A 14852-nucleotide genomic window follows, 5' to 3' on the forward strand; every position below is an offset into this window, starting at 1 on the left:
TTTGCGAGGTAACAGAATGAAAAAGGTGCTCGCGGCCTTTGCCGCAATTTATCTTTTTTTGGCAGCCGCCCTGTTTATCAATATCAAGCCGGCGGCCCAAAAGAGCAAGGAAGTCAGAGTGGGGGTCTTGACCCTGATGCGCCACCCGGCCCTGGACGAAATCTACCGGGGCTACAAGGCCGGCCTGGCCAAGTCGGGCTACAAGATCAAGATCGACTACCAAAACGCCAACAATGACCAGAGCAATCTGAAGACCATGGCGGAAAAACTAGTCAACAGCCAGGACCAGGTCCTCTTCGGGATCACCACCCCGTCTTCCCAGGCCCTGGCCAACGCGACCAAAAAGAAGCCGATTGTCTTAGGGGCAGTGACTGACCCTAAGGGGGCGGGCCTGGTGAAGAACAACAAGCGTCCCGGCGGCAACATCACCGGGGTCAGCGACCGGGCGCCGATCAAGCAGCAGCTCAAGTTGATCCAGCGTTTTTTGCCCAGGCTGAAGACCCTGGGGATCATCTACACCTCAAGTGACAGCTCAGCCGTGTCTGGCTACAAGCAGATCGTCAGCTACTGCAAGCAGATGGGGATCAACTACAAGGCCTACTCCATTTCCAACAGCAATGACTTAAACCAGGTCTCCCAGCAAATGCTGACCCAGGTCGACGCGGTGATCGTGCCGACTGACAACACGATTGCCGGGGCCATGCAGACCCTGGTCAAAAACGCCAACGCGGCTGAAAAGCCGGTCTTCCCGGCTGCCGGCACCATGGTTAAAGACGGGGGCCTGGCCACCTACAGCGTGGACCAGTACCAGCTGGGCTTGATCGGGGCCAAGATGACCGTCCAGATCTTGCAGGGCAAAAAGCCAGGCAACATGGCCATCCGCTATGTTGAACACGGCACCCCGTATCTTAACCTCAAGGAGGCTAAGAAGCTGGGCACCAAGGTTCCGGCCAGCTTCTTGAAAGAAGCCAAGTCTAAGGGAACCATCTACAAGTAGTTTACAAGGAGGATTTTTATGAATTTGATCGTATCGGCAATTGGCCAAGGCTTCTTATGGGGGCTCCTGGGCCTGGGCCTCTTTCTCAGCTTCAGAATCATGAATACGACGGATATGACCGTGGAAGGGACCTTCCCTTTAGGCGCGGCTGTTTCCGTCAGCCTGATCGTGCAAGGGACCAACCCCTTTTTAGCCACTTTGGCCGCCTTTGTGGCGGGGGCTTTAGCCGGCCTGGTCACGGCCCTTTTGATCACCAAGGGTAAGATTCCCAGCCTTTTAGCCGGGATTTTGACCATGACCGGGATCTACTCTATCGACTTGATGGTTATGGGCAAGTCTAATGTCTCCCTTTTAGGCAAAAAGACCATCTACTCCCTGGCCTTTTTGCAAAAACTGCCCCAGTACTTTGACAGCGTCGTTGCCGGCACCATCTTGATGGTTCTGGTCACCTGCGACTTGATCTGGTTCTTGTCAACCGACTTTGGCCAGGCCTTTATTGCCACGGGTGACAACCCGCAGATGGCCAAATCTCAGGGGATCAGCCCCCAGCAGATGACGGTGGCGGGCCTCATGATTTCCAACGGCCTGGTTGGCCTCTGCGGAGCGGTGGTCGCCCAAAGCAACGGCTACGCAGATGTGAACATGGGGATGGGGACGATCGTTATTGCCCTGGCCTCCATCATCATCAGTGAGGTCGTCTTCAGAAACCTTGGCCTGGCCAGCCGGTTATTCGCGGTCAGCCTGGGCAGCATTATCTACCGCCTGCTCTTATTGGCAGTTCTCCAGGTGGGCCTGTCTTCAAACAACTTGAATTTGATTTCTTCACTAGTTCTGGCCGCCTGCATGATGCTACCGCAAGTTGAAGAAAAACTCCGCCTCAAGCAGACATTTATGAAAGGATTTAAGCATGACTAGTCAAAATTTACTGGAACTGACCGATTTGGAAGTGGTCGTAGGCCGCGGTACTAGCGAGGAAAACAAGATCCTGGGCAAGCTCAGCTTAAAGATCAAGCCAGGGGACTTCATCTGCCTTCTAGGCAGCAACGGGGCCGGCAAGAGCACCCTGCTCAATGTTTTGGCCGGGGCCATCCAGCCGACCAGCGGAAAAATTCTCCACGTCGGCAAAGACATCAGCAAGGAAAGCGAGGTCAAGCGCAGCAGCTACATCGCCCGGGTCTTCCAGGATCCCAAGCTGGGAACGGCGCCCCGGATGACGGTGGCTGAGAATCTGCTTTTGGCCGCAAAAAGAGGGCAGAAGCGGGGGCTGAAGCTGCGCCGGCTGAAGGAAAACATTCCGGCCTTCAAAGAAGCCCTGGAAAAGGTCAACCCCGACCTGGCCGGCAAGCTGGACCTGCCGGTCGACCAGCTCTCAGGCGGCCAGCGGCAGGCTTTGAGCTTCGTCATGGCTACCTATAATAAGCCGGAGCTTCTGCTTTTAGACGAGCATACCGCGGCGCTTGACCCCAGATCCAGCCACAAGCTGATGGAGGCAACCGATGAACAGATCCGGGCCAAGAAGATCACCGCGGTGATGATCACCCACCATATGGAAGACGCCTTAAAGTATGGCAACCGCCTTTTGGTTTTAGACCATGGTCAAATCAGCCACGACTATCAAGGCCAGGCCAAGCAGGACTTGACCCTGCAGGACTTAGCCGCCTTGTTTGACTGATAAAGAAGAGGCAGAGCAGACAGAAAAACAAAACGAAAAAAGACAAAAAGAAAACCGCTGCTAAAAAGCAGCGGTTTTCATATGATGGACCCCCTGGGAGTCGAACCCAGATTTCAAGAACCGGAATCTTGCGTGCGATCCATTACACTAAGGGTCCCAATCACAGTTATTAATTATAGCAGAGATTCAGAGAATGGGAAGGGGTTAAAGCAAAAAAATGTAAAAACTTGTAAAGTATCTGCGAAAAAGGTCAAGAAAGTTATAAAACAGGCTTTTTGCCCGGGCTGGGTTAGAAAAAAACTTGCATACGGAGCGAATTCTGTTATACTAAGAGTGTCGAGAGAGAAATGGAGATTGAAGCGAAGTCTTGTTTCTCTTATATTTTTAAGCAACGTGGGACAGAAAACGACAACAGCGTGGTCGGGGAGCGCCCCACTAGAAGGATGGTTACTTTGAACACGGATTTATCCCTGCTCGAACTGATTGTTCCCGATGCTTTAAAGATCTTTCGACAAAGATATCTCATCCTTGAACAGATTAGCTTGCATGCTCCAATCGGCCGCCGGACGGTGGCCAGGCAGCTAGGGCTGAGCGAGCGGAACATCCGGACCGAAACTGATTACCTGCGTGACCAGGGTCTGATCGAAATCAAGAATTTCGGGATGTTCTTGACTGAAAAAGGAGAGAGTGTTGTAAAAGATGCAGCACCAATTGTTGATCGACTTTTTAATGCCAGCCAAGCAGAAGTATGGTTGGCCCAGGCTTTAGGAATAGATCGGACAATTATCGTAGCTGGCGACGCGGACCTGCAGAGCCGGGTTTATGACCTGGCTGGCGAAGAGCTGAATTCAGCCTTGAATCTCCTCTTGCCCCTGGCAGACTGCATTGTCACTGTTATGGGCGGCAAGACAATAGCCAAAGTGGCTAAGAAGTTGAACCGCAGCTTGAGTGAGAACCGGAGCTTGATATTCGTCCCTGGCAGAGGGGCATTGGGCGGCCGGGTCAACACGGAAAGTAACGCGGTCGTTCAAGAAATGGCCCGGGCGACCGGCGGCAGCTATGAATCCCTCTTTTTACCGGAACATGTTTCCAAGGACGCTTACCGGTCTTTGGTCCGGGATCCGGAAATCAGCGGGGTGTTGCAGGATATCTCCCAAAGCGATGTCGTGATTCACGGCATTGGCTTGGCTAGTGAAATGGCCAGGAGGCGGGGCTACGATTCAGTTGCCCTGGCACGTCTGCGGGAGAACAAGGCCGTCACCGAATGCTTTGGATGTTTCTTCGATGAAGAAGGCCACGTTGTCGAACGCATCAGACAGGTTGGATTGCAGTTCGAGAACCTAACGAATGTCCCGCATATTCTGGCAATTGCCCTTGGCACGAGAAAGGCCAAGGCCATCAAGGCCTATATGCGCAACGCTCCTCATCAAACCTGGCTGATTACTGATGAGGCAGCCGCAAATCAGATTTTAAACGGGTCATCCCGCTTAAAATAAAATGTTTTCTATAGTTCTTAAGGAGGACTTTTCGAATATGACAGTTAAGATTGGTATTAACGGCTTTGGCCGTATTGGTCGTTTGGCATTTCGTCGTATCATGGACTTGGGTGAAGAAACCAAGGACATCGAAGTTGTTGCTATCAACGACTTGACTACTCCAGCTATGTTGGCTCACCTGTTGAAGTATGACTCAACTCACGGCACTTTCGACCACGAAGTTTCAGCTACTGAAGACTCACTGGTTGTAGACGGCAAGAAGTACCGCGTATACGCTGAACCACAAGCTCAAAACATTCCGTGGGTTAAGAACGACGGCGTTGACTTCGTTCTTGAATGTACTGGTTTCTACACTAGCAAGGCTAAGTCACAAGCCCACCTTGACGCTGGTGCAAAGCGTGTCTTGATCTCAGCTCCAGCCGGCAACGACTTGAAGACTATCGTTTACTCAGTAAACCAAGACACTTTGACTGCTGACGACACTATCGTTTCAGCTGGCTCATGCACTACCAACTCACTTGCTCCAATGGCTAACGCTTTGAACAAGGAATTCGGTATCGAAGTTGGTACTATGACTACTATCCACGCTTACACTGCAACTCAAAAGGTTTTGGATGGTCCTGACAGAGGCAACAACTTCCGCAACGCCCGTGCCGCTGCTGAAAACATCATTCCTCACTCAACTGGTGCTGCTAAGGCCATCGGCCTGGTATTGCCAGAATTGAACGGCAAGCTTGATGGTCACGCACAACGTGTCCCAGTTAAGGACGGTTCAGAAACTGAACTTGTTACTATCTTGAACAAGAAGGTAACTGCTGAAGAAGTTAACGCAGCTATGAAGAAGTACGAAAGCCCATCATTTGCTTACAACGCAGACCAAATCGTTTCTACTGACGTATTGGGCATGACTGCTGGCTCAATCTTCGACCCAACTCAAACCCAAGTTATCACTGCAGGCGACAAGCAACTCGTTAAGACTGTTGCTTGGTACGACAACGAATACTCATTCACTTGCCAAATGGTTCGTACTTTGTTGCACTTTGCTACTCTTTAATTTAAAGTTTTCTAAATTGAATTAGTAGTGTGAAAGAAGGCGGAGGGAAATTTCTTCCTTCCGCCTTTTTTCGATGAATATAGGAGATTTTTTCAATGGCTAAATTGATTGTTTCTGACGTAGACGTTAAGGACAAGAAGGTTTTGGTTCGCGTTGACTTCAACGTGCCGATTAAGGACGGCGTTATCGGCGACGACAACCGTATCGTGGCTGCTTTGCCAACTATCAAGTACATCATCGAAAACGGCGGCAAGGCTATCTTGCTTTCCCACCTTGGCCGGATCAAGAGCGATGAAGACAAGAAGAGCTTGAGCCTGGCTCCAGTTGCCAAACGTTTGGGCGAATTGCTTGAAAAGCCTGTAACTTTCGTACCTTCAAACGAAGGCAAGGAAGTTGAAGACGCCATCAACAACATGAAGGACGGCGACGTAGTTGTTTTGGAAAACACTCGTTTCCAAGACATCGACAACGACTTCGGCAAGCGTGAATCAAAGAACGACCCTAAGCTGGGCGAATACTGGGCATCATTGGGTGACGTTTTCGTAAACGACGCCTTCGGTACTGCTCACAGAAGCCACGCTTCAAACGTTGGTATCGCTACGGCCATGAAGGCTGCCGGTAAACCAGCAGCTGCTGGTTTCCTGCTTGAAAAGGAAATCAAGTTCCTGGGCAACGCTGTTGCTAACCCAGTTCACCCATTCGTAACTATTCTTGGCGGGGCTAAGGTTTCTGACAAGATCGGCGTTATTACCAACTTGATTCCAAAGGCTGACCACATCATCATCGGTGGTGGTATGGCTTACACCTTCCTTAAGGCTCAAGGCCACAATATCGGCAAGTCCCTGGTTGAAGACGACAAGGTTGAATTTGCCAAGGAATTGCTGGAAAAGGCTGGCGACAAGCTGGTTCTGCCAATCGACCACGTAGCCGCAACTGAATTCAACAACGATGCTGCTTCAGAAGTTGTTGGCCAAGACATCCCAGACAATGAAATGGGCTTGGACATCGGTCCTAAGACTATTGAACTCTTCAAGAAGACTCTTGAAGGTGCCAAGACTGTTGTTTGGAACGGGCCAATGGGCGTCTTCGAAATGCCAAACTTCGCCAAGGGTACTTTGGAAGTTGGCCGTGCTTTGGCTGACTTGCCAGACGCTACTACTATTGTCGGCGGTGGTGACTCAACTGCTGCTGCTAAGCAATTGGGGATCGCTCCTAAGTTGACTCACATCTCAACTGGTGGTGGTGCATCTCTTGAATACCTTGAAGGTAAGGAATTGCCAGGTATCGCTTGCGTTTCAGACAAGTAGTTTAGGAGGATTTTTCAAATGTCACGTACCCCAATTATTGCTGGTAACTGGAAGCTGAACATGAACCCAAAGGAAACTGTTGAGTTCGTAAACGCTGTTAAGGACCAATTGCCAGACCCATCAAAGGTTGAATCGGTGATTTGTGCACCAGCAGTTGACTTGGACGCCTTGCTGAAGGCTGCCGAAGGCTCAAACCTGCACGTCGGTGCAGAAAACTGCTACTGGGAAAACTCCGGTGCCTTCACTGGTGAAACTTCTCCAGCAGTTTTGAAGGAAATGGGCGTGCAATATGTCATCATCGGACACTCAGAACGCCGTGACTACTTCCACGAAACTGACGAAGACATCAACAAGAAGGCCAAGGCTATCTTTGCCAACGGCTTGACTCCAATCCTTTGCTGCGGTGAATCACTGGAAATCCGGGAAGCCGGCAAGGAAAAAGAATGGGTTGTCAGCCAAATCAAGGCTGACCTGGAAGGCTTGACTAGTGAACAAGTTTCCAAGCTGGTGATCGCTTACGAACCAATCTGGGCGATTGGCACTGGCAAGACTGCTTCAAGCGACCAAGCTGAAGAAATGTGCAAGACTATCCGGGAAACTGTTAAGGACTTGTACAACGAAGAAACTGCTGAAAACGTCCGCATCCAATACGGCGGTTCAGTAAAGCCAGCCAACATCAAGGAATTGATGGCTAAGCCAAACATCGACGGTGGCTTGGTTGGTGGTGCATCATTGGTACCAGACTCATACCTGGCTTTGGTAAACTACCAAGACTAATTTTTGACTGTCATATCAAAAAACGCTCCCGAAGGAGCGTTTTTTCTTTGTCTGCTATTCGATACTTTTCTGTCTTCTTTTGTACTTTTCGCTTTTTTGCTTTTTAAAACTATTTTCCCAAAAATCTCAGCCTATTGGCTGACAACGTTTACAAAGGTGGCATTATATAAGTGTAGACAAAAGAAAAGAGTTAATGTTCAAGGAGGATACTCCAATAGAAAGTTTAGCTTAAATTCGTAGAGCATAACTAAATTAGGCTCGGGAAAGGACTGAGACCACCATAAGATGCAGTCGACAATTGAAGATAGAAGAAGTTCCTAATGGTTAAGTACGTGAGTAGATTGACTGTTAGGAACTTTTTGTTTGCTCGGAAAGGACGCTTAATTGTCTTTTTTCTCCTGACTATAGTAACATGAATTGTAGGAAAACAATTTATATAAAAAATAACAAGGAAAAGGAGAAAAAAGACGAAATGATCCGTAAGGCAAGAAAAATCGACTTTGAAGCGGTTTACCCGATTTTAAACCAGATTTTTGACGAGATGGACATGGATACCATCAACCGCCTGCCGGAGAGTCAGTTCTACGACTTGATGCGGCTGGGTTTCATCTCGGAAAACTACCGTTATTCCTACAACCGGATCTGGGTTGAGACTGACGAAAACGACCGGGTCCGGGGGATGATCTGTATGTACCCGGACAAGGCCCAGGGAATTATTGACGTGGTGCTCAGAAAAGAAATGGCTAAGGTCGGCCTGCCAATGACCACCGATATCTTTACCGATAAGGAAGCCCAGAAGGGGGAATGGTATATCGATGCCTTAGCTGTCTCTCCGCGGGACTGGGGGAAGGGGATTGCCAGCCGCTTAATGGAACTGGCCCCGAAACTGGCCAAGAAGCACGGCTACAAGAAGGTCAGTTTAAACGTAGATCTAGAAAACCCTCGCGCACAGCAATTATACTTGCGCAAGGGTTTCAAAACAACTAATTCAATGACTATTGGCGACCGTGTTTACGACCATATGGTAAAAGAAGTTTGAAGAAGCTGGCCGTGCTAGTCTGCCGCCGGTTGAGATTTGGAAAAAGGTCCGGCAGCTTGAGCGGGGTGACGTGCCACTGGGTGAAAAGGACCGCGATCAGCAGAATAAAGGGGGTATCTTCCTCCCGGCTGATCTGGCAGGTCAAGGTCACCCCCTTGTCGGCTACCACGGTGTCAACGGAAGCCACCTTCTTAAAACCGTTCCGGAAGGAATAGCTGCCCTGCTTGATGCTGCCATTGACCCAGTAGTTGAGCCGGGTAATGTAGAACAAGTTGGTCTGGGGGCTGTTGACCTTCTTGACGTGGACCAGGGAGTGGTGAACCACATCCAGGGTGTAAGATGCGATCAAGCCGGTGCCATCGCTGAACAGGCGGCCGATCTCATTACCGCTGGTGTCCAGCAGGTAAAGGGTGTGGTTGGGATTGTCCAGCCGGCCGCGGATGGAGCCAAAGGGCTTGCCCTCCTCATCGGTGATTGGAATCTGGCCCGTGTGGCCTTCCTGGGTTAGGTAAAGGGTGTAAATCATTGGTCCTGCTCTTTTTGATTGTCGGCAAGGATCTTGTCGATAGCCCAGGCTACCCCGTCTTCATTGTTGCTCTTGGTGACGAAGCTGGCAATCGCCTTGATTTGCGGAATGGCATTGCCCATGGCCACGCCGGTGCCGGCAGCCTGGATCATGCTTTCATCGTTCAGGTTGTCGCCGATAGCTGCGATTTCTTCGCGCTTGATTCCCTTGGCCGCCGCGTAGTCCAGCAGGGACCGGCCCTTTTGGGCGCCGGCGGCGTTGATTTCGATATTGTCGGCCGCGCTGGAAGTGATGGAAACCTTGTCGATCTCTTCAATTTTCTTGATGACGTCGGTGAAGGCGTATTGGCCCCGGGAGTCAAAGACCAAGATCTTCATTACTTCCGTGCCAGGTTCGTCCATCAAGTCCTCATAGCTTGGCACCTGCTTGATGCTGACGATGGCCGGCTTGCTGGCTGAAACCAAAACAGCCTCCTTGAAGGTCAGCATTGGGTTCAGTTCCACCATTAAGTGGGCCACGTTGGTAATCCGCTGGCTCAAGTCTTCTGAGTAGACGTGGTTGCTGGTAACCAGTTCGAAGTAAAAGCCTTCTTTCTTGAGCAGGCGGCAGATCTTCTTGGCAGTTTCCAGCTTCAAGGGATTCTTGACGATCAAGTTGCCGGCCGTGTCAAAGACCAGGCCCCCGTTTAAGTTAATAAAGCTGCAGTCTATCCCGTATTCTTTAAGCATTGGCTGGGATTCATGGGGTGCCCGGCCGCTGGCCACCATGAATTCGATGCCGTTTTCTTGGGCGCGTTTAATGGCTTGAACATTGGCGTCAGAAATTTCCATAGAAGAGTTCAGCAGGGTCCCGTCTAAGTCACAGGCTATCAGTTTAATCATGTTATTTCCTCCTTGTTGTTATCGATTTCATAATAACATAAAGTAGGAAGTTTGATTACTACAAAGTGTTTCTTTATTTGAAAAAAAAATGTCGTGAATTATTTCACTAGTTCCTTTAAATCAAGAGGCAATCATGGTAAGATTGACTAAGGTGAATTACAGATGAAACATTTTATTGGAAATGATTGGGACCAGGTGCTTACCCCGGTTTTTGAAAGTGATGAATATCACAAGCTGCATGATTTTTTGAAAAACGAATACCAGACCAGGCAGATCTACCCGGATATGTACCATATCTTTACGGCCTTCAAGCTGACCCCTTTTAAAGACACCAAGGTTGTCATTTTGGGCCAGGACCCCTACCACAATCCTGGCCAGGCTAACGGCATGAGTTTTTCTGTCATGCCGGGCACGCCCCTGCCACCATCCTTGCGCAATGTCTATAAGGAGCTCTATGACGATGTTGGGGCTCAGCCGGTCAACCACGGCTACCTTAAACGCTGGGCCGACCAGGGCGTTCTCTTGCTCAACGCCGTTTTGACCGTGCCATATGGCCAGGCTAACGGCCACCAGGGCAAAGGCTGGGAAATGGTGACAGACGCCGCTATTAAGGCCTTGAGCGAGCGGGGGCAGGTAGTCTTTATACTGTGGGGCCGCTTTGCCCAAGATAAGATACCCTTGATCGACCAGGACAAGAATGTCATTATCAAGTCAGCCCACCCAAGTCCTTTTTCGGCCAACCGCGGCTTCTTTGGCTCCCGGCCATTTTCAAGATGCAACGCGGCCTTAAAGGAATTTGGCCGAGCTCCGGTCGACTGGCAATTGCCGCCTAACCCGGAAGCATGATTTTTTTGAGGAGATTATTGATGGAAGTTTTTGAACAATTAAAGCAATTGATTAAGCAAAAAGACAAGCAGCGTATCGTTTTCCCGGAAGGGGAGGACCCGCGGATCCTGACGGCGGTCAGCCGCTTAAAGCAAGATGACCTGGTTGAACCAATCGTCCTGGGGCAAAAGGACCAGGTCCTGGCTTTGGCGGAAAAAGCCGGCTTGGACATGACCGGGATCGAAATCGTGGACTACCAAAACAGCCCGGACTTTGGCGAGATGGTGGAAAAGTTCCACGAACGGATGGCCGGGGGCAAGCACTTCCAGACCATGGAAGAAGCGGAAGCTGCCTTGCGCGACGCCAACTTCTACGGGACCATGCTGGTTTACACCGGCCAGGCCGACGGGATGGTGTCCGGGGCGGCTCACTCAACGGCCGACACGGTCCGGCCAGCCCTCTTCATTTTGAAGACCAAGCCGGGGATGCACCGGATTTCCGGTTCCTTCATCATGGAAAGAGGGGAAGAAAAGTATGTCTTTGCTGACTGCGCGATTTCCATCGACCCGACCAGCGACCAGCTGGTTGAATTCGCGGCCCAGTCAGTTGCTACGGCCAAGATGATCGGGATTGACCCCAAGGTGGCCTTCCTCAGCTTCTCAACCCACGGCTCAGCCAAGGGCCCGCAGGTAGACAAGGTGGCAGAAGCGGCTAAGCTGTTCAAGGAAAAGTACCCGGACATCCCGGCAGACGGCGATTTGCAGTTTGACGCGGCCTTCGTGCCAGCAGTTGCTGAACTTAAGGCACCTGGTTCAGCCGTTGGCGGCCGGGCTAATGTCTTTATCTTCCCGGAACTGCAGTCAGGCAACATTGCCTACAAGATTACCCAGCGCCTGGGCAACTTTACGGCCATTGGGCCGGTTTTGCAGGGGATTGCCAAGCCGGTCAACGACCTCTCCCGGGGCTGCAGTGCTGATGACGTCTACAAGATCGGAATTTTGACGGCAGCTCAAGCCGTTATGGAAGGGTAGAAAGAAAGCGATGACAGAATTAGCAATCAATTCCGCTTCTGACATGCAGGCCTTTGGCGCTTCCTTGGCCCAAAGCGCCCAGCCCCATGACCTTTTGCTCTTAAAAGGGGACCTGGGGGCCGGCAAGACCACGCTGACCCAGGGCTTCGGCCGGGCTCTGGGGATTAAGCGGCCAGTCAAGAGCCCGACCTTTACCCTGGTCCGGGAATACCGGGAAGGGAAGCTGCCCCTTTTTCACATGGATTTTTACCGGCTGGAAGGCGATGACCTGGCTTCAATCGACTTAAATGACTACCTGGCTGAAGAAGGCGTGGTCATCATCGAATGGCCCCAGGTGATCCAGGCTGACCTGCCCAGTGACTTTTTAGAGCTGGTTTTGACCCGGGTGGACGATTCCTGGGATTCAACCAAGCGCTTGCTTGAGCTCATCCCGCATGGGCAAAGAGCAGCTGCCTGGGCAGAAAACGCCTGCCGCCTCTACCAGGAAAAGCAGTAAAGCAAAAAACAAAAGCAGAAGTAAAAACAAAAGAAAAATGGATCAGCTTGCTACTGATCCATTTTTTGCCTAGACTTGGTAGACAAACTTTTTCAAAAGCTCGCTGCCCCGCTTCTCCTCCTCTTTTAAGAGGATACCGGCGCAGGCTTCGCTGTCGCTTAAGGCATTGTGGTGGTGCCAAAGCTCCACGCCCAAAAGGTCAGAGACAGTGTTGAGCTGGTAGTTATCCAGTCCCGGCTCCAATTCCCGGCTGACCTTGAGGCTGTCTAAAACCAGGTAGTGGGGCTCGGCAATCCCGTAGCGGGCCAGGGACTGCTTCATTACATTGCAGTCAAAGCGGGCATTGTGGGCCGCCACCAGCATCCCCGGCTGAAAAAGGGGCTGGATCTTGGGCCAGACCTCGGCCATGGTCGGGGCTCCCGCCACGTCTTCAGCCGTAATGTCGTGGACCTTGACCTGCTGGGCGTCAAAAGCCATCTGGGGGTTGATGACCGTGTAAAAGCGGTCGATAATCTTGCTCTCCCGCACTAAAACCAAGGCCAAAGAGCAGGCGCTGGCCGGGTGCTGGTTGGCAGTTTCAAAGTCCATGGCGACGAAATTCATCATAAGCAAAAGCCTCCGTGTTGCGCGTAAGTCAAATTAAGCCAAGCAAACTTGATCCAAGCTAGTATAACACAACGTGAATGCGGTAAAATATCAAAAGGAAGATTTAGAGGAGGCAATTTTAATTGAAGCTGTATGACTTAAAAGCGCAAGGACTTAATTTGCAAGAAAACATTCCTTTGAGCCGCTATACTTTTACCCAAACCGGGGGACCGGCAGAATACCTGGCCTTCCCCAAGACTTTGGCAGAATTGAAAGAACTCTTGGCCGCGGCCAAGGAGGATCAGCTGCCAATTACGGTGATCGGCAACGCGTCCAACTTGATTATCCGGGACAAGGGGATCAAGGGCCTGGTGATCATTTTAAAGGAAATGAAAGAGATCAAGGTTGAAGCTGACAAGGTCCACGCCCAAGCCGGGGCCAGAATCATCGATACTTCCTTCGCGGCTGGGGAAGCCGGCCTGTCCGGCCTGGAATTTGCCGCGGGCATCCCCGGCTCAGTCGGCGGGGCGGTCTTCATGAATGCCGGGGCTTACGGAGGTGAAACTAAAGACTGCCTGGAAAGCGCCACGGTCGTCACCAGAGACGGTGAGGTCAAGACCTACACGAACGCTGAGCTGCATTTTTCCTACCGGCATTCCCTTTTGCAGGAAAATGACGAGATCGTCATCGCGGCAACTTTTGCCTTAAAGGCCGGTGATAAGGCAACTATTTTGGACCAGATGAACTACTTGAACGCGCTCAGAAGCTACAAGCAGCCCCTGGAATACCCGTCCTGCGGTTCAGTCTTCAAGCGGCCGACCGGCCACTTTGTCGGCCCGATGCTCATCAAGGCCGGCCTTCAGGGCAAGCAGATCGGCGGGGCCCAGGTGTCAACTAAGCACGCAGGCTTTATTGTCAACAAGGGCGGGGCCACGGCAACCGACTACCTCAATTTGATCCACTATATCCAAAAGACGATCAAGGAAAAGGATGGTATTGCTTTGCAGACGGAAGTCCGCATAATTGGCGAAGAATAATAGCTTAGGATTAAGAGAAAAAGAAAAATGGGAACGGCAAATGGAAATTATTAAGTTAGATCACATCACCAAGCAGTATGATGATGGCTTTGTAGCCTTGAAGGACATCAACCTTGAGCTTGAGTCCGGCAAATTCTACTCTTTGCTGGGGCCATCAGGCTCGGGTAAAACAACGATTTTGAGGATCATTGCCGGCTTTACGGAAGCGTCAGCTGGCAAGGTTTATTTTGACGGTCAGGACATCACCAATCTTGACGCCTCAAAACGGCATATCAATACGGTTTTTCAGAATTACGCTCTTTTTCCGCACTTGAATGTCTATGAAAATGTTGCTTTTGCCTTGAAGCTGCGCCGGCGGCCGGAAAGCGAAATCCGGGAAAAGGTCAAGGATGCCCTCCACACCGTCCGCCTGGACGGCTACGCCAACCGGGAAATTTCCGAACTCTCCGGGGGCCAGCAGCAGCGGGTGGCGATCGCCCGGGCGATCATCAATGAACCTAAGGTGCTGCTTTTGGATGAATGCCTGTCAGCTTTGGACAAGCGCCTGCGAAAAGAAATGCAGTTTGAACTCCGGGCCATTCAGAAGAAGCTGGGCATCACCTTTATTTTTGTCACCCACGATCAGGAAGAAGCCCTGGCCATGAGTGACGAAATTTTCGTCTTAAACGACGGGGAGATCCAGCAGAGCGGGTCACCGGTAGACATTTACGATGAGCCGGTCAACGACTTTGTTGCTCACTTTATCGGGGACTCCAACATTTTATCCGGCCGGATGATCCGGGACTTTGCCGTGAAATTTGCCGGCAAGGACTTTGAATGTGCCGACGCCGGGATCACCCCGGGGGAAAAAGTCGAAGTCGTTTTGCGGCCAGAAGATTTGGATATTACGGCTCCAGCTGCTGGCAAGATCGTGGTAACGGTGCAGAGCCAGCTTTTCCTGGGCGACCACTTTGAAATCAAGGCCATCGGCCAGGACGGCTTTGAATGGCTGATTCATTCCACCAACGGGGTCCAGATCGGCCAGGAAGTCGGCATCTTCTTTGACCCGGAAGACATCCACGTCATGCGGCTGGGCGAAACCGAAGAAGAATTCGACGCCCGCCTGGAAACTTATGAAGGTGAGGACTAG

General features: G+C 51.1%; 16 protein-coding genes and 1 tRNA gene. 13 read left to right on the plus strand and 4 right to left on the minus strand.

Annotated elements, in window-relative coordinates:
- The first annotated feature begins 16 nt into the window (after positions 1 to 16).
- From trpX to LJ046_RS04655, 3 genes are read left to right on the plus strand one after another with little or no spacing between them, the layout of a single operon-like run.
- Positions 17 to 997: a tryptophan ABC transporter substrate-binding protein gene (gene trpX / locus LJ046_RS04645; protein WP_002879979.1), complete on the plus strand. Its 981-nt coding sequence runs from the start codon at positions 17 to 19 to the stop codon at positions 995 to 997.
- Positions 998 to 1015: 18 nt separating this feature from the next.
- Positions 1016 to 1912 (plus strand): ABC transporter permease, encoded by an 897-nt coding sequence (locus LJ046_RS04650; protein WP_002879980.1) that lies wholly within the window; start codon positions 1016 to 1018, stop codon positions 1910 to 1912.
- Positions 1905 to 2669 (plus strand): ABC transporter ATP-binding protein, encoded by a 765-nt coding sequence (locus LJ046_RS04655; RefSeq protein ID WP_002879982.1) that lies wholly within the window; start codon positions 1905 to 1907, stop codon positions 2667 to 2669. Before LJ046_RS04650 ends, LJ046_RS04655 begins: the two co-directional genes overlap by 8 nt.
- Positions 2670 to 2754: 85 nt before the next feature.
- On the opposite strand, the gene LJ046_RS04660 is transcribed toward LJ046_RS04655, so the two are convergent.
- Positions 2755 to 2826: transfer RNA gene (locus LJ046_RS04660), tRNA-Arg, on the minus strand.
- A gap of 295 nt (positions 2827 to 3121) precedes the next feature.
- Between LJ046_RS04660 and LJ046_RS04665 the strand changes: the two genes are divergently transcribed.
- The 5 genes from LJ046_RS04665 (at position 3122) to LJ046_RS04685 (ending at position 8342) form a co-directional block, all read left to right on the plus strand.
- On the plus strand, positions 3122 to 4165 hold the full coding sequence (locus tag LJ046_RS04665) for a sugar-binding domain-containing protein (protein ID WP_002879983.1): 1044 nt from the start codon (positions 3122 to 3124) through the stop codon (positions 4163 to 4165).
- Between the two features lie 37 nt (positions 4166 to 4202).
- The gene (gap, locus tag LJ046_RS04670; RefSeq protein ID WP_002879985.1) at positions 4203 to 5219 is read left to right on the plus strand and encodes a type I glyceraldehyde-3-phosphate dehydrogenase; all 1017 of its coding nucleotides are present in this window, start codon (positions 4203 to 4205) and stop codon (positions 5217 to 5219) included.
- 95 nt (positions 5220 to 5314) lie between these two features.
- Positions 5315 to 6526 carry a phosphoglycerate kinase gene (locus LJ046_RS04675; protein ID WP_002879986.1) on the plus strand — a complete coding sequence of 404 codons (1212 nt, stop codon included), beginning with the start codon at positions 5315 to 5317 and terminating at the stop codon, positions 6524 to 6526.
- Positions 6527 to 6544: 18 nt separating this feature from the next.
- Positions 6545 to 7303 (plus strand): triose-phosphate isomerase, encoded by a 759-nt coding sequence (gene tpiA, locus LJ046_RS04680; protein ID WP_002879988.1) that lies wholly within the window; start codon positions 6545 to 6547, stop codon positions 7301 to 7303.
- 472 nt (positions 7304 to 7775) lie between these two features.
- On the plus strand, positions 7776 to 8342 hold the full coding sequence (locus LJ046_RS04685; protein WP_002879989.1) for a GNAT family N-acetyltransferase: 567 nt from the start codon (positions 7776 to 7778) through the stop codon (positions 8340 to 8342).
- Here LJ046_RS04685 and LJ046_RS04690 read toward each other — a convergent pair.
- Together LJ046_RS04690 and LJ046_RS04695 are read right to left on the minus strand one after the other, a co-directional pair.
- Positions 8299 to 8868, minus strand: coding sequence for an LURP-one-related family protein (locus LJ046_RS04690; RefSeq protein WP_002879990.1), 570 nt, complete (start codon positions 8866 to 8868; stop codon positions 8299 to 8301). The two genes, LJ046_RS04685 and LJ046_RS04690, sit on opposite strands and share 44 nt — an antisense overlap.
- The gene (locus tag LJ046_RS04695) at positions 8865 to 9749 is read right to left on the minus strand and encodes a Cof-type HAD-IIB family hydrolase (protein WP_002879991.1); all 885 of its coding nucleotides are present in this window, start codon (positions 9747 to 9749) and stop codon (positions 8865 to 8867) included. Before LJ046_RS04695 ends, LJ046_RS04690 begins: the two co-directional genes overlap by 4 nt.
- A gap of 162 nt (positions 9750 to 9911) precedes the next feature.
- Here LJ046_RS04695 and LJ046_RS04700 point away from each other — a divergent pair, with 162 nt between their 5' ends.
- Genes LJ046_RS04700 through tsaE form a run of 3 tightly spaced genes read left to right on the plus strand, consistent with a single transcriptional unit; the run spans position 9912 to position 12101 of the window.
- Positions 9912 to 10595 (plus strand): uracil-DNA glycosylase, encoded by a 684-nt coding sequence (locus LJ046_RS04700; protein ID WP_002879992.1) that lies wholly within the window; start codon positions 9912 to 9914, stop codon positions 10593 to 10595.
- Positions 10596 to 10615: 20 nt separating this feature from the next.
- Positions 10616 to 11605, plus strand: a complete 990-nt coding sequence (pta, locus tag LJ046_RS04705) for a phosphate acetyltransferase (protein WP_002879994.1) — start codon at positions 10616 to 10618, stop codon at positions 11603 to 11605.
- Positions 11606 to 11615: 10 nt separating this feature from the next.
- Positions 11616 to 12101, plus strand: coding sequence for a tRNA (adenosine(37)-N6)-threonylcarbamoyltransferase complex ATPase subunit type 1 TsaE (gene tsaE / locus LJ046_RS04710; RefSeq protein WP_002879996.1), 486 nt, complete (start codon positions 11616 to 11618; stop codon positions 12099 to 12101).
- A gap of 69 nt (positions 12102 to 12170) precedes the next feature.
- Here the strand turns inward: tsaE and LJ046_RS04715 are convergent, their stop codons facing one another.
- Positions 12171 to 12704: a 3'-5' exonuclease gene (locus LJ046_RS04715; RefSeq protein WP_002879997.1), complete on the minus strand. Its 534-nt coding sequence runs from the start codon at positions 12702 to 12704 to the stop codon at positions 12171 to 12173.
- 125 nt (positions 12705 to 12829) lie between these two features.
- Between LJ046_RS04715 and murB the strand changes: the two genes are divergently transcribed.
- The gene (gene murB, locus LJ046_RS04720; RefSeq protein ID WP_002879998.1) at positions 12830 to 13723 is read left to right on the plus strand and encodes a UDP-N-acetylmuramate dehydrogenase; all 894 of its coding nucleotides are present in this window, start codon (positions 12830 to 12832) and stop codon (positions 13721 to 13723) included.
- A gap of 40 nt (positions 13724 to 13763) precedes the next feature.
- Positions 13764 to 14852: an ABC transporter ATP-binding protein gene (locus LJ046_RS04725; protein ID WP_002879999.1), complete on the plus strand. Its 1089-nt coding sequence runs from the start codon at positions 13764 to 13766 to the stop codon at positions 14850 to 14852.

This window comes from Lactobacillus delbrueckii subsp. jakobsenii ZN7a-9 = DSM 26046 (genome assembly GCF_001888925.1).
Lineage (GTDB): Bacteria > Bacillota > Bacilli > Lactobacillales > Lactobacillaceae > Lactobacillus > Lactobacillus delbrueckii.

Excerpts from the sequence above, each read along its gene's own strand:
- trpX (WP_002879979.1), top strand. The coding sequence starts at position 17 with ATGAAAAAGGTGCTCGCGGCCTTTGCCGCAATTTATCTTTTTTTGGCA.
- LJ046_RS04650 (WP_002879980.1), top strand. The coding sequence starts at position 1,016 with ATGAATTTGATCGTATCGGCAATTGGCCAAGGCTTCTTATGGGGGCTC.
- LJ046_RS04655 (WP_002879982.1), top strand. The coding sequence starts at position 1,905 with ATGACTAGTCAAAATTTACTGGAACTGACCGATTTGGAAGTGGTCGTA.
- gap (WP_002879985.1), top strand. The coding sequence starts at position 4,203 with ATGACAGTTAAGATTGGTATTAACGGCTTTGGCCGTATTGGTCGTTTG.
- LJ046_RS04675 (WP_002879986.1), top strand. The coding sequence starts at position 5,315 with ATGGCTAAATTGATTGTTTCTGACGTAGACGTTAAGGACAAGAAGGTT.
- tpiA (WP_002879988.1), top strand. The coding sequence starts at position 6,545 with ATGTCACGTACCCCAATTATTGCTGGTAACTGGAAGCTGAACATGAAC.
- LJ046_RS04685 (WP_002879989.1), top strand. The coding sequence starts at position 7,776 with ATGATCCGTAAGGCAAGAAAAATCGACTTTGAAGCGGTTTACCCGATT.
- LJ046_RS04690 (WP_002879990.1), bottom strand. The coding sequence starts at position 8,868 with ATGATTTACACCCTTTACCTAACCCAGGAAGGCCACACGGGCCAGATT.
- LJ046_RS04695 (WP_002879991.1), bottom strand. The coding sequence starts at position 9,749 with ATGATTAAACTGATAGCCTGTGACTTAGACGGGACCCTGCTGAACTCT.
- LJ046_RS04700 (WP_002879992.1), top strand. The coding sequence starts at position 9,912 with ATGAAACATTTTATTGGAAATGATTGGGACCAGGTGCTTACCCCGGTT.
- pta (WP_002879994.1), top strand. The coding sequence starts at position 10,616 with ATGGAAGTTTTTGAACAATTAAAGCAATTGATTAAGCAAAAAGACAAG.
- tsaE (WP_002879996.1), top strand. The coding sequence starts at position 11,616 with ATGACAGAATTAGCAATCAATTCCGCTTCTGACATGCAGGCCTTTGGC.
- LJ046_RS04715 (WP_002879997.1), bottom strand. The coding sequence starts at position 12,704 with ATGAATTTCGTCGCCATGGACTTTGAAACTGCCAACCAGCACCCGGCC.
- LJ046_RS04725 (WP_002879999.1), top strand. The coding sequence starts at position 13,764 with ATGGAAATTATTAAGTTAGATCACATCACCAAGCAGTATGATGATGGC.